Here is a 21,676-nt window from a genome sequence, read left to right on the forward strand (position 1 = left end):
GCCATGGGATCGCGGATCGCGGTTCGCAGCCCGGGCCAATGCGTCATAGCCCACTGGCCGTAGTCTCCGTCCTACGGCATCATTGCAGAATTTGTCCGGCAGCCCCAAAGGACCGCCCATGAATCTGCCCCCACGCCAACAACAAATCCTCGAACTGGTGCGAGAGCGCGGTTATGTCAGTATCGAGGAAATGGCGCAGCTGTTCGTCGTGACGCCACAAACCATCCGCCGTGACATCAACCAGTTAGCCGAACTCAACCTGCTGCGCCGCTACCACGGGGGTGCCGCTTACGATTCGAGCGTCGAAAATACCGCCTACGCCATGCGTGCCGACCAGATGCGCGACGAAAAGCAACGCATCGCCGAGGCCGTGGCCAGGCAAATACCCGACCATGCCTCGGTGTTCATCAACATAGGCACCACCACCGAATCCATCGCCCGGGCCCTGCTCAATCACAACCACCTGAAAGTCATCACCAACAACCTGCATGTGGCCGCCATTCTCGCGGCCAAGGATGATTTCGAGGTGCTGGTGGCAGGCGGCACGGTGCGCCGCGATGGCGGCGTGGTCGGCCAGGCCAGCGTCGATTTCATCAACCAGTTCAAGGTCGATTTCGCCCTGGTAGGGATCAGTGGCATTGACGAGGACGGCAGCCTGCTCGACTTCGACTACCAGGAAGTGCGGGTGTCCCAGGCCATCATCACCAATGCCCGCCAGGTTATCCTCGCCGCCGACTCCAGCAAGTTCGGGCGCAACGCCATGGTGCGCCTGGGTTCGATCAGCCTGGTGGATTGCCTGGTGACCGACCAGGCCCCCGCCCCCGCCCTGACTCAACTGCTCAACCAGTACAAGATCCGCATCGAAGTGGTGTAAACGCCCCACCGGCCATCGGGCTGTAACGCCCTCAGATCGAGCGCTGCGCGATCTGCGGGCGACTCGGTGCGCGAAGGGTTCAAGCGCATTTTCGTTAATGTTCATTTACTTGCCATGTGATCAGTTTTTTCTATGAAAACTGACTGGCAAGCGCCCTCCTGTTGCGCTAGTATTTTCGGAAACGAACATTAATGTTCATATTCGATATGAACAGTTTCAGGAGGCCTTGCCCGTGTCCCAGCCCGTTTCGTCCCAGCCAGCACTCGCCGACTGCTACGACATTGCCGTAATCGGCGGTGGCATCAATGGTGTCGGCATTGCCGCCGATGCCGCTGGCCGGGGCCTCAAGGTGTTCCTGTGCGAAAAGGACGACCTGGCCCAGCACACCTCATCGGCCAGCAGCAAACTGATCCACGGCGGCCTGCGCTACCTAGAGCACTACGAGTTTCGTCTGGTACGCGAAGCGCTGGCTGAACGTGAAGTGCTGCTGGCTAAGGCGCCACACATCGTCAAGCCCATGCGTTTCGTGCTGCCACACCGCCCGCACCTGCGCCCGGCCTGGATGATTCGCGCTGGCCTGTTCCTGTATGACCACCTGGGCAAGCGCAAGCGCCTGGGCGCCTCGCGCAGCCTGCGCTTTGGCCCGGGCTACCCGCTCAAACCGCAGATCACCCGCGGTTTCGAGTACGCCGACTGTGCAGTCGACGATGCCCGCCTGGTGGTGCTCAATGCCATGGCCGCCCGTGAACACGGCGCTCACATTCTGACCCGCACCCGCTGCCTGCGCGCCGAGCGTGTAGATGGCCTGTGGCAGGTAGACCTGCTGCATGCCGACGGCAGGCAACAGCGCATTCGGGCACGCGCCCTGGTCAATGCTGCCGGCCCTTGGGTGGCCAGTTTCATCAAGGACGACCTCAAGCTCGATGCGCCCTATGGTATTCGCCTGATCCAGGGCAGCCACCTGATCGTGCCGCGCCTGTATGAAGGCGAACACGCCTATATCCTGCAGAACGAAGACCAGCGTATTGTCTTCTGCATACCTTACCTGGAGCGCTTTACCCTGATCGGCACCACCGACCGGGAGTACAGCGGCGACCCGGCGAAAGTCGCCATTACCGACCAGGAAACCCAGTACCTGCTCAACGTGGTCAATGCTCATTTCAACCATCAGCTAAGCCAGGCCGACATCCTGAATACCTATTCCGGGGTACGTCCGCTGTGCAACGACGAGTCGGACAACCCGTCGGCCGTCACCCGCGACTACACGCTGGCGCTGTCGGCAGAGGTCGGTCAGGCCCCGCTGCTGTCAGTATTCGGCGGCAAACTGACCACCTACCGCAAGCTGGCGGAATCGGCGATGGCCGAGCTGAAGCCCTTCTTCAGCCAGATGCGCGGCAGCTGGACGGCCACCGCGCCCCTGCCGGGTGGCGAACACATGACCACCGCACAAGCGCTGCTGGAGCAACTGTTGGCCCGCCATGGCTGGCTGCCGGTGGATATCGCCAAACGCTGGGCGAATACCTATGGCAACCGTGTCTGGCAACTGCTCGATGGCGTGAATGGCCCGGATGACCTCGGCCAGGCCATTGGCGGTGGGCTATTCGCTCGCGAAGTCGACTACCTTTGCGAGGCTGAGTGGGCGACGACCGCCGACGACATCCTGTGGCGCCGCACCAAATTGGGCCTGTTCACCCATGCAGCAGAACGCCTGGCCCTGGAAAACTACCTGCAACAAACCCGAGTCGGGCTTGCCCAGGGCAACGCCGCGTGATGCGGCGCTGCTGCGCAGGCTCAAAGCCTGCTGTGCAGCTCCTGCGCCAGGGTTAGCAGCAAGCGTCGCTCGGCCTGCTCGTATTCGTACTTGAGGGCCTTGCAACGCAGGGCGAAGGTCCAGTCGTCGATCTGCCCCTGGCTTACCTGCTCCTCGAGGCTTTCCATCCGATCATTGAGCGGTTGCAGTACGTGCTCGAAGCGCGCCGGGTGGCGCTCGCGGGCATGGACCTCCCAGAACGGCCGCTGCGCCAGGGAGCCAATCACTTGCTCAGGTGTCTCGTTTGCCAGAATCTGGTCGCGAGCACGCAGCAGGTCGCTGCTGGTGACATGGGCAAACCCTGGGTAGTGCATCTCATCGTGCTCGATGGGCAGGTCAAGGGTGGCACTCAACTTGAGCCGGTAGTACAGCCGGGTCTCGACCTCATCCACGCCGACCGTACGCTGCGCACGCAGGCGCTCGATGTGGCGCACGGCAAGCCGGTCGACTTCGTCCAGGCGCCAAAGCGAACGCCCCAGACGCCATAAACGCCCCTCCAGCCCCGCCGGCTCACCGCCTACCGCGCGCTCCACCATTACACCCAGCTCAAGCTGCTCCAACGTCAACAGCAGCCGGTCTTCACACGTCCTCGGGCCACCGGCTTCAGCGAACAGGCGCACACGCACAGCCTCATGTTGCTCGCAGAACTCCAGAATGCGCCAGATACGCGCGCGGTAACGCGCCGGCGCCAGGTCGAAATCTTCCGCCCCCGCGAAGTCCGCCAGAAACCGAAACAGGTCGGCGGCGCCACGCTCTGCGCCTAACGCGTCGTAGATGGCGCGCCAGCGCATCCGTTGTTGTGCCTCGGCCGTACCGGCCAAGCGCTCGAACAAGGCGTCGTCCACAGGCCGGTGCTGACGCATGCGGCCAGCACCGGGTTGCGTTGCCCTGGCCTGCTCAAGCAGGGCTTCGTCGGCCTCGTCGAGCGGGTTATCGTGCAGTGCCTGATCTTCCAGTTGCAGGCGCAGCCGTGCCAGGTCCTGGCGCAACTGACGGATACGGTTGTCACGCAGATCGACCCTGGCTCGCCAGGACACTGCCTCGGGCATGTGCTCAAGGCCGGTGGACCTCAGCCGCACTTCGCGCAGGTAGCGCAGTGTGGTCAACACCGGCGCACGCCCCAGCGGGTTGTGGCTCAAGTCCAGAAGCTGCAGGTTGCGCACCTGCACCAGGCGGCCCTCACCGCCACTGTCCAGCACGATATGGTTACGCGACAGCGTCAACGTCCTGAGCTGCTCCAGGCTTTCCAGCCCTGCCGGAATCGCGGTCAGCCGATTGCGCGACAGGTCCAGTTCCACCAGGTTGCCAAAGCGCAGCAGGAAGTCTTCGTCGATTGCAGTAAGGCCGCTGTCCCGAAGGTACAAACGTTTGACATGATCGAAACGGATGCCCTGCGGAAGCTGTGGCAAGCTGCCGAAGTGCTCGCCATCCAGGTCCAGTACGTAATCGCCCGATACATTGACCACCTTGCGCCTCCAGCAGCGGCGCAGGGCGGTCTCCAACCGACGTCGCCTCACGCCCTGCAGCGGGTTGCTGGCGGCCTGGCGCCACTGGCGCAAGCAAGTGCGCAGCTGTGCCAGGTGCTCTTGCAGTTGCGTGTAGTGCTCCCACAACCCTGCATCTCCATCGTTGACGTTCAGCAGGTAGGCCTGTATCTCATCGTCGCTCAGGGTGGGAAAAATCTGCTGAATGCCCCGCCGGATTGCTTGCCGTTCGCCGCTTCCGCGCCCGCTGAGGGGGTAACCCAGGCGCCCATCGCCGAAACGCCGGGGTGGGCGGAAGGCGCTGTGCACAGGCTGCATGCCGCACCATGTGGCGGCCTGTTCCCGGTCACTTGCGGCACTGCGCAACAACCACTGGCCGAAGGCTTCTTCACCCAGGCCACCATTGCCCAGCTCTGCCAACTGCGCCTCATCCAGACTCGTCAGCAATGCCCACTGCAAGCTGTGGGAACGCGCCGATCGTGGACTGCGGTAACCGTCGCCGCGCCTGAAGATGTATTGCACCTGCTCGGCGCCCTCACTGCCGGCACTGGCCAGCAGCGCCCCCCGCGCAGTGCGCTCACGAAGCTCTAGCCTTAGCGTCGGCGGCCAGGCAAGCCGTTCACCCAAGACCCCGAAAGCGATCCGCTCGCTGTCGGCGTTGACTGCACGCGGCAGGTACAAGCCGGCACACGCGCGGTCCAGCCGGCGTTCACGCAGTTGCCAGCGTGCCCGCTCGGCCAGCGCCAACGGCATGCGTTGCCGTTCCAGCAATTGCTCCCGCTCGACGCCGCTGCACTGCGCCATCAACTCAACCAGCTGACGCCTCGACAAACCGGGGAACGCCCTGGCCAACAGGCTGCTGCCGTGCTCCGCCACGCTATCGGCAAGCTGCTGCTCCAAGGCCGGGCCGGCCAGGTCGGGGAAGCGCTCATGGGCCCGGTAGACATCCAGCGCATCATACAGCCGTGCCGGGGCATCCACCTGTTCCAGATGCAGGCGCCGCAGCCGGGCTTCACTCAACCCCGTGGCCTGCAACAGGTAATCCGCAGCGGCATCGGGTACGCCGGCAAGCCTTGAACTCAGCCGCCTGACCAACTGGCCGGCCCCCTGCCAGTCCCCTGGCCGCTCCAGCTCATGGCGCCAACCATCGCCACCGTTACTTTCGAGCCTGGGCTGCCAGGCTTCGCCACGCGATGCGTGGCGAATTCGCGTGCTGCCATGCACCGGATCCTCGCTCACCCGGTACATGGCCCCGTCCAGGTGCCATACCCACTCATGCAGGTCATCTCCAGGGCTCCAGTCAATCGAATACCCCGGCAAGTTCGCTGCAACCAAACCAGCCTTTCCGGCCTGGTCACGCATCGGCTGCAGCGCGTCCACGAACGGCACGCGCTGCAGGTAGTGCCGCACCACGGAAGCCCCGGTGGCGATCAGCGCACCCGCAATCACGGTTTGCGCAACACCGAACACATGATCCATGGCACCCTGCCGGTCGCCGATACGCCAGTCCTGGTAGCCTTCGTACACTTCCCCGGCCAACTCCACCGCCGTGTAGGCCAACAAGCCCTCGCCCAGCACCGGAACGAACATGCCTGCCAGGTTCAAGAGGTTCAGGCCCAGTTCCCGATAGGCGTGCAGCCGAGCATCGCGCTCCTGTTCATCGAGGTCTGCGGTAGGTACGGCCAGCACGTGGGCATCATCGAGCAGTTTGTCTATCTGCAACCCACGCAGATGGCTGAACAGCGATGTGTCGATGGCCAGGTGCCTGCCATCGAGCTCAGGCACCTGGTGCGCCGCACTTGCCTCTATCCGCTCCTCGAGCAGTTGCTGAAAGCCAACCCGGTCGCGCTCGCTGATGAAGCGGCTGAAGAACCGGCGGTAGGGTGCCGTCGTCAGGCGCCGGGCCAATGCCCGGAACACGTCTTCCCAGGACCGATAGACGCGAACCGGCGACTGCGGGTCATTCGGTACCCAGACGCATACACCCTGCAGGTCCGCACCCACCGCCGGCCGCAGCTCCAGTGTCACCACGCCTCGCACACATTTGCCCAGCAGGTACAACTGGCGTGGTGCGACCTCACCCGGCACCGCCGGCACCGTGGGTAAGGCGGTAATACAGGGCAACAGCAAGCGGTAGCTGTTCTCGTCCAAGTCACCTTTGAGCAATGCGCAGCGCACTGCCACTTCCAGGTCGGCGCGGGCGTTTTCCTCGAAACACCGGTGTACAGCGGCCTTGGCCGAGCCAGGTGCAGCACCTGGGGCATCGTCCGGCGCCAGGCACTGGCGCAAGATGGCCTGGTAGCGCCCGCCCACATCGGCCTCGCGGCAGCGCCCGGCGAATACCTCGTAACCCACCGGCACGTGCTCGCCCTTTGCGTCCAGTAGCCAGCCCCGGCGGCTGGGCGACGGGCGCGTGTCGACGATATGGAAATTGTGCAGTACCGCCGCCAGCAACGGCGTGGAAGATCGTTGCATGTGCCGGCGAATGGGCCACCCCGGCGCCATCGGCGGCAATGTAACGGTGCGCTCGATACCCACATGGCTACGGCGCAAGTCCGTGATCGTCAGGTCGGCACGGTTCAATACCTGGTTCAAACGGGTAGCTGCGAACTCATCCAATGCCGGAATGGCTTGCAGGATTCGGTACAGCGAATGGGTCGCTTCTTCCTGGGCGTGCAGCGCGCGGCGCAAGGCAAGCAGCCAGTCGATATTGCCATGGGCCACCAGCCATGCAGGCAGGCGCCGGGCAATCAGGGTATCGATCGATTCAGCGGGAAACAATGGCTCGGTCATCGGTTCAGCTCCAGCGACAAGGGCGCCGAGTCAACCAGCCCTCCAGCCAGAGGCTGAGGTATACCCATAGCCCCAACCTGGGTTCGTGCAGCGAGCCCGCCTGAGCAAACAATCGGTTTTCCGACCGTAGCAACCAGGATAGTTCGGAAAACCGAACGAAAGCCCGAGGTAGACGCACTCCGCCAGGGCCCCGAGCGCCCGGACGATCAGGTTTTTTGCTCGTCAAACCCGTTTGGCACGACTCATGCTCTACACTCTTCAATCGAATGCACAGCGCTTCGCTGTATTCGTTGAACGAAAGAGTCCGCCAACGGCTCCATAAAAAAAACAAACACGTCGAGGAAAATTTGATGCGTATCGTTCGTCATCTGTTGGGCGCCACCATTGCCGCTGCGATCATCGCTTCGCCAGCCATGGCCGAAGAACTGACCGGCACCCTCAAGAAGATCAAGGACTCGGGCACCATCACCCTGGGCCACCGCGACTCTTCCATTCCATTTTCCTACCTGGCCGGCAAACCCGAGCCCGTGGGCTACTCGCATGACATTCAGCTGGCTGTCGTCGATGCCCTGAAAAAACAACTGGGCACGGACATCAAGGTCCGCTACAACCTGGTCACCTCGCAGACCCGTATCCCGCTGGTGCAAAACGGCACCGTCGACCTGGAATGCGGCTCCACCACCAACAACGTCGAGCGCCAGCAGCAAGTCGGCTTCTCGGTCGGCATCTTCGAAGTCGGTACCCGCCTGCTGACCAAGGTCAAGGACGGTCAACCTGCATACAAGGACTTCCCGGACCTGGCTGGCAAGAACGTGGTGACCACCGCCGGCACCACCTCCGAGCGCATTCTCAAGGCGATGAACGCCGACAAGCAGATGAAGATGAACGTGATTTCCGCCAAGGACCACGGTGAAGCCTTCAACATGCTCGAAAGCGGCCGCGCCGTAGCCTTCATGATGGACGACGCCCTGCTCGCCGGTGAAATGGCCAAGGCGCGCAAGCCGGCAGACTGGGTCATCACCGGTACCCCGCAGTCGTATGAAATCTACGGCTGCATGGTGCGCAAGGGTGACGAGGCGTTCAAGAAAGCGGTCGACGATGCCATCGTTGCCTATTTCAAGTCGGGCGAAGTCAACAAGAGCTACGACAAGTGGTTCCAGCAACCGATCCCGCCAAAAGGCCTGAACCTGCAGTTCCCGATGAGCGATGAGCTGAAAAAACTGATCGCCGAGCCTACCGACAAGGCCGCGGACGAGAAGCAGTCCTGATCCTCAGATAACGGCCTGGTGCTCGACAGCACGAATCAAACCCTGCAGGCCACTCATTAGTGTCTAACCTTTCATCCGAGGGCGCCCAGCGCCCCCGGATGTACCAAGGTGCCCGTGAAACAACCGTCTGAGGGGAAATCCCGATGAATTACAACTGGGACTGGAGCGTGTTCTTCAAGTCCACCGGCGTGGGCAGCGAGACTTATCTCGACTGGTACATCACCGGCCTGGGCTGGACCATCGCCATCGCCATCTCCGCCTGGATCATCGCCTTGCTGCTGGGCTCGGTGCTCGGCGTCATGCGCACCGTGCCGAACCGCCTGGTATCGGGCATCGCCACCATCTACGTGGAGCTGTTCCGCAATGTGCCGCTGCTGGTGCAGCTGTTCATCTGGTACTTCCTGGTGCCAGACCTGCTGCCCGAAGGCCTGCAGGAATGGTTCAAGCAAGACCTCAACCCGACCACCTCGGCGCTGATCAGTGTGGTCATCTGCCTGGGCCTGTTCACTGCCGCCCGTGTCTGCGAGCAAGTGCGCACCGGCATCCAGGCGCTGCCGCGCGGCCAGGAATCCGCGGCCCGCGCCATGGGTTTCAGCCTGCCGCAGATCTACACCAACGTGCTGCTGCCCCAGGCCTACCGGATCATCATTCCGCCGCTCACCTCCGAATTTCTCAACGTGTTCAAGAACTCCTCGGTGGCCTCGCTGATCGGCCTGATGGAGCTGCTGGCGCAAACCAAACAGACCGCCGAATTTTCCGCCAACCTGTTCGAGGCGTTCACCCTGGCCACGCTGATCTACTTCACCCTGAACATGGGGCTGATGCTGCTGATGCGCATGGTCGAGAAGAAAGTCGCCGTGCCTGGCCTGATTTCCGTGGGGGGCAAGTAAATGGACATGGATTTCAGCGAAATCATCCCGGCCCTGCCCGCCCTGTGGGAAGGCATGCTCATGACCTTGCAACTGATGGTCATGGGTGTGGTGGGCGGTATCGTGCTGGGCACCATCCTGGCGCTCATGCGGCTGTCATCGAGTAAGCTGCTGTCGCGGCTGGCCGGGGCCTACGTCAACTATTTCCGCTCGATCCCGCTGCTGCTGGTGATCACCTGGTTCTACCTGGCGGTACCGTTCGTTCTGCGCTGGATCACCGGCGAGGACACCCCGGTGGGTGCCTTCACCTCGTGCGTGGTGGCGTTCATGATGTTCGAAGCCGCCTACTTCTGTGAAATCGTCCGCGCCGGCGTGCAATCGATCTCCAAGGGCCAGATGGGCGCCGCCCAGGCCCTGGGCATGACCTACAGCCAGACCATGCGCCTGATCATCCTGCCGCAGGCGTTTCGCAAGATGACCCCGCTGTTGCTGCAACAGAGCATCATCCTGTTCCAGGATACCTCGCTGGTCTACACCGTAGGCCTGGTGGACTTCCTCAACTCGGCACGCTCCAACGGCGACATCATCGGGCGCTCCCATGAGTTCCTGATCTTCGCCGGGGTCGTGTACTTCCTCATCAGCTTCTCCGCTTCGTCGCTGGTCAAGCGCCTGCAAAAAAGGATCACCGTATGATTTCCATCAAGAACGTCAACAAGTGGTACGGGGACTTCCAGGTACTGACCGACTGCAGCACCGAGGTCAAGAAAGGTGAAGTGGTGGTGGTGTGCGGCCCGTCGGGTTCGGGCAAGTCCACCCTGATCAAGTGCGTCAATGCACTGGAGCCGTTCCAGAAAGGCGATATCGTGGTTGATGGCACCTCGATCGCCGACCCCAAGACCAACCTGCCGAAGCTGCGTTCGCGGGTGGGCATGGTGTTCCAGCACTTCGAACTGTTCCCCCACCTGAGCATCACCGAAAACCTGACCATCGCCCAGCGCAAGGTACTGGGCCGCAGTGAGGCGGAGGCCACCAAGAAAGGCCTGGCCCTGCTCGACCGCGTCGGCCTTGGCGCCCATGCCAAGAAGCACCCGGGCCAGCTGTCGGGTGGCCAGCAACAGCGCGTGGCGATTGCCCGTGCACTGTCGATGGACCCGATCGTCATGCTGTTCGACGAGCCGACTTCGGCGCTGGACCCGGAGATGGTCAACGAAGTACTGGACGTGATGGTGGAGCTTGCCCACGAGGGCATGACCATGATGTGCGTGACCCACGAAATGGGCTTCGCCCGCAAAGTGGCCAACCGCGTGATCTTCATGGACAAGGGCCACATCATCGAAGACTGCGAGAAGGAGGCGTTCTTCGGCGACCCGACTGCCCGCCACGAACGCACCCAGCACTTCCTCAGCAAGATCCTGCAACACTGATTTTGCTTCATTGAACCGGTCGGCGCCGCTGCCCAATCGGGCAGCAGGCGCTGGTCGTGACAAGGCCACTGTGATGAAATGCGATCCTTCGCTTCTTCTCCCTGCCAAGCCTGCCGTGAAATCCCGCCTGCTCCGCCAATTGCTGCTGCCACCACTGATCATTTTGCTGATGGTCGGCCTGGGTATGGCTGGCTACCTGATCAGCGAGAGCAACGGTATCCGCACCCTCAGCGAAAACGGTGAACGCCAGCTGGAGCTGCACGCGCGCACGGTCGAAAGCGAGATCAGCAAATACACCTACCTGCCGAGCCTGCTGGAGCTGGAAGACAGCGTCTCGCACCTGCTCACCGACCCGGATGGCGGTTCGCGCCAGGCGGTCAACGAATACCTCGAAGGCCTGAACCGGCGCAGCCGCAGCCGGGCAATTTTCGTGCTCGATACCAATGGCCGGGTCCAGGCCACCAGCAACTGGCGCGATGCCGATTCGTTCCTGGGCGAAGACCTGTCGTTCCGCGCCTATTTCCAGACTGCCGTACGCGGCGAACCTGGGCGCTTCTACGGCATCGGCAGTACCACGGGCGAGGCTGGCTACTACTTGGCCCACGGGCTGGAGGAACACGGAAAGATCATTGGCGTGGCAGTGATCAAGGTACGCCTGGATACCCTGGAAGAGCGTTGGCAGCGGGCGCGCCTGGAGGCATTCGTCAGCGACGAGAACGGCATCATCATCCTTTCCAGCGACCCTGCCAGGCGCCTGAAGTCGGTACGCCCGCTGACCGCGCAAACCAAGGAACGGCTGGCGCGCAGCCTGCAGTATTACTGGTGGCCGTTGAACGAGTTGCAGCCCCTGGCCCGCGAGACCCTGGCCGATGGCGTGGAAAAACTGACCTTCCCAGCCAACAGCGAGACTGCCCACGGCGAGCCCCACGAAGTGGCCTACCTGGCCCAGACCCGCCGGCTGGTCGACACGCCCTGGCATTTCACCCTGCTCACCCCGCTGCAGGACCTGCGCCGCGAATCCATGGTCCAGGGCATTCTGGTGGGGGTCGCCTTCGCCCTGCTGGCCATCCTCGGCATCGCCTGGAACGAGCGGCGCAAAGTCATCGCCACCCGCCTGGCCGCACGCGAGGCGCTGGAGGAAGCCAACAGCCAGCTGGAGCGACGGATTACCGAACGCACCGCCGACCTGCGTGCCAGCAACGAACGCCTGAAAGGCCAGATTCGCGAGCGCCGGCACGCCGAACAAACGCTGCGCCACGCCCAGGACGAGCTGGTGCAGGCCGGCAAGCTGGCAGCCATCGGGCAGATGTCCACCAGCATCGCCCACGAGCTGAACCAGCCGCTGGCTGCCTTGCGTACGCTGTCTGGCAACACGGTGCGCTTCCTCGAACGCGGGGCGCTGGAAACCGCCAGCACCAACCTGCGCACCATGAACGACCTGATTGACCGCATGGGCCGCATCACTGCCAGCCTGCGCTCGTTCGCCCGGCGCAGCGACGACAGTGGCCAGGCTTCCCTGGCCAAGGCGATAGAAGCCACCTTGCAAGTACTGGGCAACCGCATCAGCGCCTGCCACTTGCAGCTGCACAACCACTACGAGGACCAGCAACTGGCCATCGACCAGACCCGCCTGGAGCAAATCCTGGTCAACCTGATCGGCAACGCCCTCGATGCCATGGCTGCGCAGCCCCAGCCCGAACTGTGGCTGGAGGGCGAAGTGCAGGGCGACAAATACCGTTTGCAGGTGCGTGACAATGGCCACGGCATCGACGCCGAGGCGCGCAAGCACCTGTTTGAACCTTTCTTCACCACCAAACCGGGCGAACACGGCCTGGGCCTGGGCCTGACCCTGTCGGCGAGCCTTGCGGCTGCGGCCAAGGGCAGCCTCAATGTCGAGCACCCCGTCACCGGCGGGAGCGCCTTCGTCCTGGCCCTGCCCCTGGTTTCGCCCCCTAACGAATCGGCAGAGCACCCATGAACCAAGCGCCTCTTACCGTCCTGATCGTCGAAGACGACCCGCATGTGCTGCTCGGCTGCCAGCAGGCACTGGCCCTGGAGGACATCGCCTGCGAAGGTGTGGGCAGTGCCGAGCAGGCGCTGGAGCGCATCGGCGACGATTTCGCTGGTATCGTCGTCAGCGATATCCGCCTGCCCGGCATCGACGGCCTGGAGCTGCTCAACCGCCTCAAGGCCCGCGACCGCAGCCTGCCGGTGGTACTGATCACCGGCCACGGCGACATCGACATGGCCGTTGGCGCCATGCGCAATGGTGCCTACGACTTCATGGAGAAGCCGTTCTCCCCGGAACGCCTGGTCGACGTGGTGCGCCGCGCCCTGGAGCAACGGGGGCTGTCGCGCGAAGTGGTTGCCTTGCGCCGCCAGCTGGCCGAACAGAGCAGCCTGGAAGGCCGTATCATCGGCCGCTCGCCGGCCATGGAGCACCTGCGCGAGCTGATTGCCAATGTGGCCGACACCTCGGCCAACGTGCTCATCGAGGGCGAGACCGGCACCGGCAAGGAACTGGTCGCACGCTGCCTGCATGACTTCAGCCGTCGCCAGGGCCAGCCCTTCGTGGCGCTGAACTGTGGCGGCCTGCCGGAAAACCTGTTCGAGACCGAGATTTTTGGCCACGAGGCCAACGCCTTCACCGGTGCCGGCAAGCGCCGTATCGGCAAGATCGAACACGCCAATGGCGGCACGCTGTTCCTCGACGAGGTGGAGAGCATGCCGATCAACCTGCAGATCAAGCTGCTGCGCGTCTTGCAGGAGCGCACCCTGGAACGGTTGGGGTCAAACCAGAGCATTGCCGTGGATTGCCGGGTGATTGCGGCAACCAAGGCCGACCTCGATAGCCTGGGCCAGAGCGGTCAGTTCCGCAGCGACCTTTACTACCGGTTGAACGTGGTGACCCTGGAGCTGCCACCGCTGCGCGAGCGCCGCGAAGACATCCTGCAATTGTTCGAGCACTTCCTGCAGCAATCGGCCCTGCGCTTCGATCGGGAAACACCGACCCTGGACAGCCAGACCCTGTCCCGCCTCCTCGCCCACGACTGGCCAGGCAATGTGCGGGAACTGCGCAACGTGGCCGAACGCTACGCCCTGGGCCTGCCGGCGTTCAAGAAAGGGCCCAGCGGGGGGGCCAGCCAAGGCCTGGGCTTTGCCGAGGCGGTGGAGGCGTTCGAACGCAACCTGCTCAGCGATGCACTGCAACGCACCGGCGGCAACCTCAGCCAGGCCAGCCAGGAGCTGGGCATGGCCAAGACCACGCTGTTCGACAAGGTCAAAAAATACGGCCTCGGTTGACCTCAACAACGGTGTGAAGCGCCTGCGGCGCGGGTATTCGGGCCCCAGTGGGTGTGGGGCCAGCCGCAGGCGGTGCGGCGCTACGCCCAGTCGACAGCGTTGCCAACATGAGCGAAACTCAACTCATTGCTTCGTTCACCCCATTCACACCCCGGAGTCAGCAGTGCTGGAGATCCGCCACCTGAAAACCCTTCATGCCTTGCGCGAGGCCGACAGCCTTGTGGAAGCCGCCGAGCGCCTGCATCTGACCCAGTCGGCGCTGTCTCACCAGTTCAAGGAGCTGGAAGAACGCCTGGGCCTGCCGCTGTTCGTACGCAAGAGCAAGCCGATACGCTTTACCAGCGCCGGGCTGCGCCTGCTGCAACTGGCCGATGCCACCCTGCCGTTGCTACGGGGTGCCGAACGCGACATCGCACGCCTGGCCGGCGGTACGGCCGGGCGCCTGCACATGGCAATCGAATGCCACAGCTGTTTCCAGTGGCTGATGCCGACCATCGACCAGTTCCGCGATGCCTGGCCGGAAGTCGAGCTGGACCTGGCCTCCGGCTTCGCCTTTGCACCCTTGCCAGCCCTGGCCCGTGGTGACCTTGACCTGGTGGTGACCTCCGACCCGGTGGACCTGGCCGGCATCACCTACGTGCCGCTGTTCACCTACGAAGCCATGCTGGCGGTCGCCAACCAGCATGCGCTGGCCAGCAAGCCGTATATCGTGCCCCATGACCTGCTCGACCAGACCCTGATCACCTACCCGGTGGAGCGCGACCGCCTGGACATCTTCACCCGCTTCCTGGAGCCGGCCGACATCGAGCCGGCCGCTGTGCGCACCTCGGAGCTGACGGTAATGATGATGCAACTGGTCGCCAGCGGCCGGGGCGTCTGCGGCATGCCGCACTGGGCTTTGCATGAGTACAGCGCGCGGGGTTATGTGAAAGGCAAGCGCCTGGGCGAGAAAGGCCTGTTTGCCACGCTTTACGCCGCTGTGCGCACCGACATGCTCGATGCGCCGTACATGCGCGACTTTCTGCTGACCGCCAAGGACACCTCCTTCGCCACCCTCGACGGCGTCAGCGCGGTGCGTTGAGCAACTGGCGGTACAGCGGCAGGATCAGGTCGCGGGTCAAGGGCGCCAGTGGCTGGTCTGGCGCCTGATCTGCAGCCAGCCATACCACCTCCTCGATTTCTGCCGCCGGGATCACGGCAGCGGCGCTGTCGACCCGAAACAGCTCGGCTTGCACCTCGAAGCCGGGTTCATTGGCGGCCGTGGCACTGAACTGGCCCAGGTACACGGCCTGGGCCGGGTCGATGTGCAGGCCCAATTCCTCGTGCAGTTCGCGCACCAGTGCCTGCAGCGCCGTTTCACCCGCATCGATCTTGCCCCCCGGCTGCATGAAGGCTTCGGTGCCACGCTTGCGCACCAGCAAGGTGCGCCCCTGCGGGTCGAGCAACAGGGCGGCGGCGATGCGAATGGTATTGGGCATGGGCTGAACTCGCTGGCAACAATGGCCGGGGAGGATCCCACGGGCTCGCTTGGGCTGACAAGGCCATTGTCGGGTGTGCCGGCCAGACGAACGGCCCCTTGCCAAAGCGCCCGTGCCCCGCCATAACCAACCCATGAACCTGCCCGCCCAACAGCACCCGGTGCTCGAACTGTTCCACCCCGCCGTACGCACCTGGTTCGGCCGCCACTTCGCAACCGTTACCGATGCCCAGGCCCAGGCCTGGCCCTTGGTCCATGGCGGCCAGTCGATGCTGTTGGCCGCACCCACCGGCTCGGGCAAGACCCTGAGCGCGTTCCTGGCCGTGCTCGATGAACTGTTCTGCCAGGGCCTGGCGCAGCAGGGCCAGCTGCCGGCGCAGACCCAGGTGGTCTATGTTTCGCCGCTCAAGGCGCTGTCCAATGACATCCGCGTCAACCTGCAAGCCCCGCTCGAGGGTATCAGCCAGACCCTGGCAGAACAGGGCCTGGCTGCACCCCGCATCACTACCGCCGTGCGCACCGGCGATACCCCGCAAAAAGAACGCGCCGCCATGCGCAAGCTGGCACCGCACATTCTGGTAACGACCCCTGAATCCCTGTATGTACTGATGGGTTCGGCGTCTGGTCGTGAAGGCCTGCGCAACGTGCATACGGTAATCGTCGACGAGATCCACGCCTTGGCCGGCAACAAGCGCGGGGCGCATCTGGCACTGACCCTGGAACGTTTGCAGGCCCTGGCAGGCCGGCCCTTGCGCCGTATTGGCCTGTCTGCCACACAGCGCCCGGTGGCGCGGGTGGCGCAGTTTCTGGTCGGGAGCGGCCGGCCCTGCGCGGTTGTCGATGTTGGCCATGCCCGGCCACGCGACCTGGCCATCGAGCTGCCGCCGGTACCGCTGGGGGCGGTCATGGCCACCGATGTCTGGGGCCTGGTCTACGACCGCCTGGCAGCCCTGGCCCGCGAGCATCGCACCACCCTGGTATTCGTCAACACCCGGCGCCTGGCTGAGCGCATCACCCGCCACCTCAGCGACCGCCTGGGCAAGGATGTCGTGGCCGCGCACCATGGCAGCCTGGCCAAGGAGCTGCGCCTGAGCGCCGAGCAACGGCTCAAGCACGGCCAGTTGCAGGTGCTGGTGGCCACCGCGTCACTGGAGCTGGGCATCGACATTGGCGACATCGACCTGGTCTGCCAGGTTGCCTCGCCGGGTTCGATTGCCGCCTTCCTGCAACGGGTTGGCCGCGCCAGCCACCAGGTCGATGGCGTGCCCAAAGGGCGCTTGTTCCCGACATCGCGTGACGACCTGATCGAGTGCGTGGCCCTGCTCGACTGCGTACGCCGGGGGGAACTGGAGGCGCTGCACATACCCCGGGCGCCCCTGGACGTGCTGGCCCAGCAGATCGTCGCCGAAGCCTGCAACCAGCCGTGGCACGAACAGGCGTTGTTCGACTGCCTGCGCCAGGCCACACCCTATGCCCACCTCGACCAGCAGCACTACCAGGCCTTGCTGCGCATGCTTGCCGAGGGCTACAACGGCCGCCAGGGCGTACGCAGTGCCTACCTGCACCGCGATGCGGTAAGCGGCACATTGCGGGGCCGCCGCGGCAGCCAGCTGACCGCGCTGACCAGTGGCGGCACCCTTCCGGACAATGCCGACTACAGCGTATTGCTGGAGCCGCAGGCGCTGAACATTGGCAGCGTCAATGAAGACTTCGCGGTGGAGAGCATCGCAGGCGACATCTTCCAGCTGGGCAATGCCTCGTACCGCATTCTGCGCGTCGAGTCGGGCCGGGTTCGGGTGGAGGATGCCCAAGGGCTGCCGCCCACCATTCCGTTCTGGCTCGGCGAGGCCCCTGGCCGCAGCGACGAACTGTCCGCTGCCGTGGCCAGGCTGCAGGCACAGCTTGACCAGCAGCTGACGCTGGCCGACGGCGATACCCGCGCGGTGTCGGCATGGTTGCAGGGTACGTTCGAGCTGGGCGAAGACTGCGCCGAGCAGTTGCTCGACTACCTGGCCCGTACCCGCGACGTGCTCGGTGCCCTGCCCTCGCAGGAAACGTTGGTGATGGAGCGTGTCTTCGATGCCTCCGGCGGCACCCAGCTGATCATCCATTCGCCCTACGGCAGCCGCATCAATCGCGCCTGGGGCCTGGCCTTGCGCAAACGCTTCTGTCGTACCTTCAATTTCGAACTGCAGGCGGCCGCCAGCGAGGACGCCATCGTGCTGTCGCTGTCCACCAGCCACAGTTTCGACCTCGACGAGGTCTGGCGTTACCTGAAAAGCGGCACCGCAGAAGCCCTCCTCATACAGGCCGTGCTCGAAGCGCCACTGTTCGGTGTGCGCTGGCGCTGGAACGCCAGTGTCGCCATGGCCCTGCCGCGCTTCGTGGGCGGGCGCAAAGTAGCGCCGCAAATCCAGCGCATGAAAAGCGAAGACCTGGTTGCCGCGGTGTTTCCCGACCAGATCGCCTGCCTGGAAAATATCGCCGGCGAGCGGCAGATACCCGAGCACCCGCTGGTCGAGCAGACCCTCGACGACTGCCTGCACGAGGCCCTGGATTGCACGGGCTGGCTGGCCCTGTTGAGGCGTATGGAAAGCGGGGCGGTACGCCTGCTGTGCCGCGATCTGCCTGCGCCATCGCCGCTGGCGTCGGCCATTCTCAATGCCCGGCCTTATACGTTCCTCGACGACGCACCGCTGGAAGAGCGGCGTACCCAGGCGGTGCTCAACCGGCGCTGGAACGAGGTGCACAGCAGTGACGACCTGGGCGCACTGGACGCCGACGCCATCGCTGCCGTGGCCGCCGAGGCCTGGCCGCAGCCGCGCAATAGCGACGAAATGCACGAAACCTTGATGAGCCTGGGCGCCATCAGCCAGGCGCAGGTCAGCGCCAACCCTGGTTGGAACCTGTTCCTCAGGCAACTGGCCAAGGCCGGCCGCGCCTTGCGCCTGCCCCGAGAGCAGTTGTGGCTGGCCCGCGAGCGCCTGAACCTGCTGCAGGCGATCTACCCGGCGACGCCCCTCGAACCGGCGCTGGAACAGTTGCCTGGCTTCGACCAGCCCATCGAGCCCGACAATGCCCTGGGCGAACTGCTGCGTGGCCGCCTGAGCGCCCATGGCCCACAGACGCTGGTACAGATCGCCGCGCCGTTGGGCATGCCGCCGCAGGCAGTCGAACAGGCCCTGGCCCGCCTGGAAGCCGAAGGTTATGTGCTGCGCGGCTATTTCAGCCCGGCCGCCAGCGAGCTGCAATGGTGCGAACGCCATTTGCTGGCACGCATCCACCGCTACACGGTCAAGCGCTTGCGTCGCGAAATCGAGCCGGTCAGCCTGCAGGACTTCATGCGTTTTCTGTTCGACTGGCAGCACCTGGCACCTGACACGCGGCTGCGTGGCCCGCAGGCTGTAGCCGAGGTGCTTGGGCAGTTGCAGGGCTTCCCCAGTGCAGCCGCAGCCTGGGAGGCCGAACTGCTGCCCGCACGCATCCACGACTACAGCCCCCACTGGCTCGATGATGCGTGCCGCAGCGGGCAATTCGCCTGGAGCCGGCTGGCCGCGAGCCGCTCAGGCAGCACCTTGTCGAGCACCCCGCTGGTGTTGCTGCCTCGGGAGCACCTGGGGCTGTGGCGCAGCCTGGCGCCCGCGCCTGCCGTACAGAGCCTTGGCGCACGGGCGCAGCGGGTACATGAGGTGCTGCAGGCTCAGGGCGCGTTGTTCTTCGACGAACTGACCCACGATGCCCGCCTGCTGCCCAGCGAACTGGAAACAGCGTTGCAGGAACTGGTGGGTGCCGGCCTGGTAGGTGCCGACAGCTTCACTGGCCTGCGCAGCCTGATCGCCCCGGCGGCGAAACGCGCTTCACGCACCCGCCGGCGCGGCCATGCACCGTTGTCCAGCAGCATGTCCCATGCCGGGCGCTGGGCATTGCTGCGCCAGGGCACGGCGGATGACAGCCAGCGCCTGGAGCACATCGCCCACGCCCTGCTAAGGCGCTATGGCGTGGTGTGCTGGCGGCTGCTGGAGCGCGAGAGCGATGTACTGCCACCGTGGCGGGAACTGCTGCGCTGCTACCACCGGCTGGAGGCACGCGGTGAGATCCGCGGGGGGCGCTTCATTGCCGGGTTGGCCGGTGAACAATTTGCCTTGCCGGAGGCGGTCGGGTTACTGCGCCAGGTACGCCGGCGCGAGGCGGACGGCGCACTGCAGGTGGTCAGTGCCAGTGACCCGCTGAACCTGATCGGCTCGTTGCTGCCGGGGGTGAAGGTGCCGGCGGTGAGCGGCAACCGCCTGCTGTACCGCGACGGCGTGCCAGTGGCCAAGCGCGTGGCCGGGCGCCCTGTGTACCTGAGCGAGGCGCCCGCGCACGAGCAGGAAAGCTGGCGACAGAAGCTGCTGCGCGGGGCACCGTAAACAGCCTGCCTTGCCGAGCATGGGCCAGGGCTGCTGAGGCTTGGCGTGGCGAGAATGATTTTCGCTACCCCGATTTTAATTTGCAGCGCCCGGCAACTTGGCTATGGTCGGGGTTTGCCCCCAGGCCCTGAGCCTGACCGCGCCATCGCAAGGACCCCGTATGAGCCTGTCACTTCTCAGCCGCTATGCCTTCTTCGCCGCCTGTGTCCTGTTCACCTTGGCGAGCCTGCCCTTCAGCCAGCATGAATGGCTGTGGCCCTTCACCCTGACCGCCGGCGTTCTCAGCCTGATCGGGCTGTTCGACCTGCTGCAGCAGCGCCACGCCGTGCGCCGCAACTACCCCATCCTGGGCAACATCCGCTACCTGGTAGAGGCCATCCGCCCGGAGATCCGCCAGTACCTGCTGGAGTCCGACAGCGACGCACTGCCGTTCTCCCGTGCGCAGCGCTCGCTGGTGTATGCCCGGGCCAAGAACGAAGCTTCCGACAAACCGTTCGGCACCTTGATCGATGTGTACCAGTCCGGCTTCGAGTTCATTGGCCACTCCATGCGCCCGGCGCCGTTGGCCGACCCGGCCAGCTTCCGCATCATCATTGGTGGGCCGCAGTGCAGCCAGCCGTATTCGGCCTCGATTTTCAACATCTCGGCCATGAGCTTCGGCTCGCTCAGCGCCAACGCTATCCGCGCGCTCAACCAGGGCGCCAAACTGGGCAACTTCCACCATGACACTGGCGAAGGCAGCATCAGCCCGTACCACCGTGAACACGGTGGTGACCTGGTATGGGAACTGGGCAGCGGCTACTTTGGCTGCCGCACCGCGGACGGGCGTTTCGACCCTGAGCGCTTCGCCGCACAAGCCCGTAGCCCGCAGGTGCGCATGATCGAAGTGAAGATGAGCCAGGGCGCCAAGCCTGGCCATGGCGGCATCCTGCCCAAGCACAAGGTCACCCAGGAAATTGCCGAGACCCGTGGCGTGCTGATGGGCGAAGACTGCATTTCGCCGTCACGGCACAGCGCCTTTTCCACCCCCATCGAGATGATGCAGTTCATCGCCCAGCTACGCGAACTGTCCGGCGGCAAGCCGGTGGGTTTCAAGTTCTGCCTGGGCCACCCGTGGGAGTTCATGGGCATCGCCAAGGCCATGCTGGAGACCGGTATCCTGCCGGATTTCATCGTCGTCGATGGCAAGGAAGGCGGCACCGGCGCGGCGCCGGTGGAATTCACCGATCACATTGGCGTGCCCCTGCGTGAGGGGTTGCTGTTCGTGCACAACACCTTGGTCGGGCTGAACCTGCGCGACAAGATCAAGCTGGGCGCCAGCGGCAAGATCGTCAGCGCCTTCGACATCGCCAGCGTGCTGGCCATTGGCGCCGACTGGGCCAACTCGGCGCGCGGCTTCATGTTCGCCATTGGCTGCATCCAGTCGCAAAGCTGCCACACCAACAAATGCCCCACTGGCGTGGCCACGCAAGACCCGCTGCGCCAACGCGCACTGGTAGTACCGGACAAGGCCCAGCGGGTGTTGAACTTCCACCACAACACCTTGCGCGCGCTGGCAGAAATGCTGGCGGCGGCTGGCCTGGAACACCCTGCACAGCTGGAGGCCAAGCACTTGGTGCGCCGCATCTCGGCCACCGAGATCAAGCTGTTCTCGCAGATGCATGTGTTCCTCAAGCCGGGCGAGCTGCTCACCGGCGAGGTGGATGGCCAGTTCTACTCGCGCATGTGGCAGCTGGCCAGGGCCGACAGCTTCGAGCCGCACAGTGAGGTGGCGGCCTGACGCGCCCCGGGGGCTGCTTGGCAGCCCTGCTGCGATCCCTGTGGGAGATTCTTGGTTTCTGGCAAGGGTAGCCGGAGCATCTTCAGCGCCTGTGAGATCGAGCGCCGCCCGCGCGGCGCAATCGCGAGCTGCGCTCGCTCCTACGTTTGTTTCGGGCCAGTAACGCCTGTGACAGGCGCGCGCGG

The 21,676-nt window shown here is 64.4% G+C and carries 13 protein-coding genes; 11 read left to right on the forward strand and 2 right to left on the reverse strand.

The genetic code is table 11. The features are described from left to right. Nucleotides 1-118: 118 nt before the first annotated feature. Nucleotides 119-874, forward strand: a complete 756-nt coding sequence (gene glpR, locus DMX12_RS19045) for a DNA-binding transcriptional repressor GlpR (RefSeq protein WP_009684548.1) — start codon at nt 119-121, stop codon at nt 872-874. Nucleotides 875-1,106: 232 nt separating this feature from the next. Continuing rightward, nucleotides 1,107-2,645, forward strand: a complete 1,539-nt coding sequence (gene glpD, locus DMX12_RS19050; protein WP_110679158.1) for a glycerol-3-phosphate dehydrogenase — start codon at nt 1,107-1,109, stop codon at nt 2,643-2,645. Nucleotides 2,646-2,665: 20 nt separating this feature from the next. Here the strand turns inward: glpD and DMX12_RS19055 are convergent, their stop codons facing one another. Next, nucleotides 2,666-6,961, reverse strand: coding sequence for an NEL-type E3 ubiquitin ligase domain-containing protein (locus tag DMX12_RS19055; protein ID WP_110679159.1), 4,296 nt, complete (start codon nt 6,959-6,961; stop codon nt 2,666-2,668). Between the two features lie 350 nt (nt 6,962-7,311). Between DMX12_RS19055 and DMX12_RS19060 the strand changes: the two genes are divergently transcribed. From DMX12_RS19060 to metR, 7 genes are all read left to right on the forward strand, one after another. Further along, entirely contained in the window at nt 7,312-8,229 is a 918-nt protein-coding gene (locus DMX12_RS19060; RefSeq protein ID WP_054913617.1) for a glutamate/aspartate ABC transporter substrate-binding protein, read from the forward strand. Between the two features lie 143 nt (nt 8,230-8,372). Continuing rightward, on the forward strand, nt 8,373-9,119 hold the full coding sequence (locus tag DMX12_RS19065; RefSeq protein WP_054904046.1) for an amino acid ABC transporter permease: 747 nt from the start codon (nt 8,373-8,375) through the stop codon (nt 9,117-9,119). Beyond that, nucleotides 9,120-9,791, forward strand: a complete 672-nt coding sequence (locus tag DMX12_RS19070) for an amino acid ABC transporter permease (protein ID WP_110679160.1) — start codon at nt 9,120-9,122, stop codon at nt 9,789-9,791. Next, on the forward strand, nt 9,788-10,522 hold the full coding sequence (locus DMX12_RS19075) for an amino acid ABC transporter ATP-binding protein (protein ID WP_110679161.1): 735 nt from the start codon (nt 9,788-9,790) through the stop codon (nt 10,520-10,522). The genes DMX12_RS19070 and DMX12_RS19075 overlap by 4 nt, the downstream gene beginning before the upstream one ends. 73 nt (nt 10,523-10,595) lie before the next feature. After that, nucleotides 10,596-12,500 carry an ATP-binding protein gene (locus DMX12_RS19080; RefSeq protein ID WP_029887761.1) on the forward strand — a complete coding sequence of 635 codons (1,905 nt, stop codon included), beginning with the start codon at nt 10,596-10,598 and terminating at the stop codon, nt 12,498-12,500. Further along, entirely contained in the window at nt 12,497-13,825 is a 1,329-nt protein-coding gene (locus DMX12_RS19085; protein WP_009684540.1) for a sigma-54 dependent transcriptional regulator, read from the forward strand. The genes DMX12_RS19080 and DMX12_RS19085 overlap by 4 nt, the downstream gene beginning before the upstream one ends. A 163-nt stretch (nt 13,826-13,988) precedes the next feature. Further along, nucleotides 13,989-14,906 carry a transcriptional regulator MetR gene (gene metR, locus DMX12_RS19090; protein WP_110679162.1) on the forward strand — a complete coding sequence of 306 codons (918 nt, stop codon included), beginning with the start codon at nt 13,989-13,991 and terminating at the stop codon, nt 14,904-14,906. On the opposite strand, the gene DMX12_RS19095 is transcribed toward metR, so the two are convergent. After that, nucleotides 14,890-15,303 (reverse strand): NUDIX domain-containing protein, encoded by a 414-nt coding sequence (locus tag DMX12_RS19095; protein ID WP_054911928.1) that lies wholly within the window; start codon nt 15,301-15,303, stop codon nt 14,890-14,892. The two genes, metR and DMX12_RS19095, sit on opposite strands and share 17 nt — an antisense overlap. A 133-nt stretch (nt 15,304-15,436) precedes the next feature. Here DMX12_RS19095 and DMX12_RS19100 point away from each other — a divergent pair, with 133 nt between their 5' ends. Beyond that, nucleotides 15,437-19,711 carry a DEAD/DEAH box helicase gene (locus tag DMX12_RS19100; RefSeq protein ID WP_110679163.1) on the forward strand — a complete coding sequence of 1,425 codons (4,275 nt, stop codon included), beginning with the start codon at nt 15,437-15,439 and terminating at the stop codon, nt 19,709-19,711. A 160-nt stretch (nt 19,712-19,871) separates the two neighbouring features. Continuing rightward, nucleotides 19,872-21,491, forward strand: a complete 1,620-nt coding sequence (locus DMX12_RS19105) for an FMN-binding glutamate synthase family protein (protein WP_054904042.1) — start codon at nt 19,872-19,874, stop codon at nt 21,489-21,491. Nucleotides 21,492-21,676 lie beyond the last annotated feature (185 nt).

This window comes from Pseudomonas sp. MB-090624 (assembly GCF_003205245.1).
Taxonomy (GTDB): Bacteria; Pseudomonadota; Gammaproteobacteria; order Pseudomonadales; family Pseudomonadaceae; genus Aquipseudomonas; species Aquipseudomonas juntendi.

Excerpts from the sequence above, each read along its gene's own strand:
- glpR (WP_009684548.1), top strand. The coding sequence starts at position 119 with ATGAATCTGCCCCCACGCCAACAACAAATCCTCGAACTGGTGCGAGAG.
- DMX12_RS19055 (WP_110679159.1), bottom strand. The coding sequence starts at position 6,961 with ATGACCGAGCCATTGTTTCCCGCTGAATCGATCGATACCCTGATTGCC.
- DMX12_RS19060 (WP_054913617.1), top strand. The coding sequence starts at position 7,312 with ATGCGTATCGTTCGTCATCTGTTGGGCGCCACCATTGCCGCTGCGATC.
- DMX12_RS19065 (WP_054904046.1), top strand. The coding sequence starts at position 8,373 with ATGAATTACAACTGGGACTGGAGCGTGTTCTTCAAGTCCACCGGCGTG.
- DMX12_RS19070 (WP_110679160.1), top strand. The coding sequence starts at position 9,120 with ATGGACATGGATTTCAGCGAAATCATCCCGGCCCTGCCCGCCCTGTGG.
- DMX12_RS19075 (WP_110679161.1), top strand. The coding sequence starts at position 9,788 with ATGATTTCCATCAAGAACGTCAACAAGTGGTACGGGGACTTCCAGGTA.
- DMX12_RS19080 (WP_029887761.1), top strand. The coding sequence starts at position 10,596 with ATGAAATGCGATCCTTCGCTTCTTCTCCCTGCCAAGCCTGCCGTGAAA.
- DMX12_RS19085 (WP_009684540.1), top strand. The coding sequence starts at position 12,497 with ATGAACCAAGCGCCTCTTACCGTCCTGATCGTCGAAGACGACCCGCAT.
- DMX12_RS19095 (WP_054911928.1), bottom strand. The coding sequence starts at position 15,303 with ATGCCCAATACCATTCGCATCGCCGCCGCCCTGTTGCTCGACCCGCAG.
- DMX12_RS19100 (WP_110679163.1), top strand. The coding sequence starts at position 15,437 with ATGAACCTGCCCGCCCAACAGCACCCGGTGCTCGAACTGTTCCACCCC.
- DMX12_RS19105 (WP_054904042.1), top strand. The coding sequence starts at position 19,872 with ATGAGCCTGTCACTTCTCAGCCGCTATGCCTTCTTCGCCGCCTGTGTC.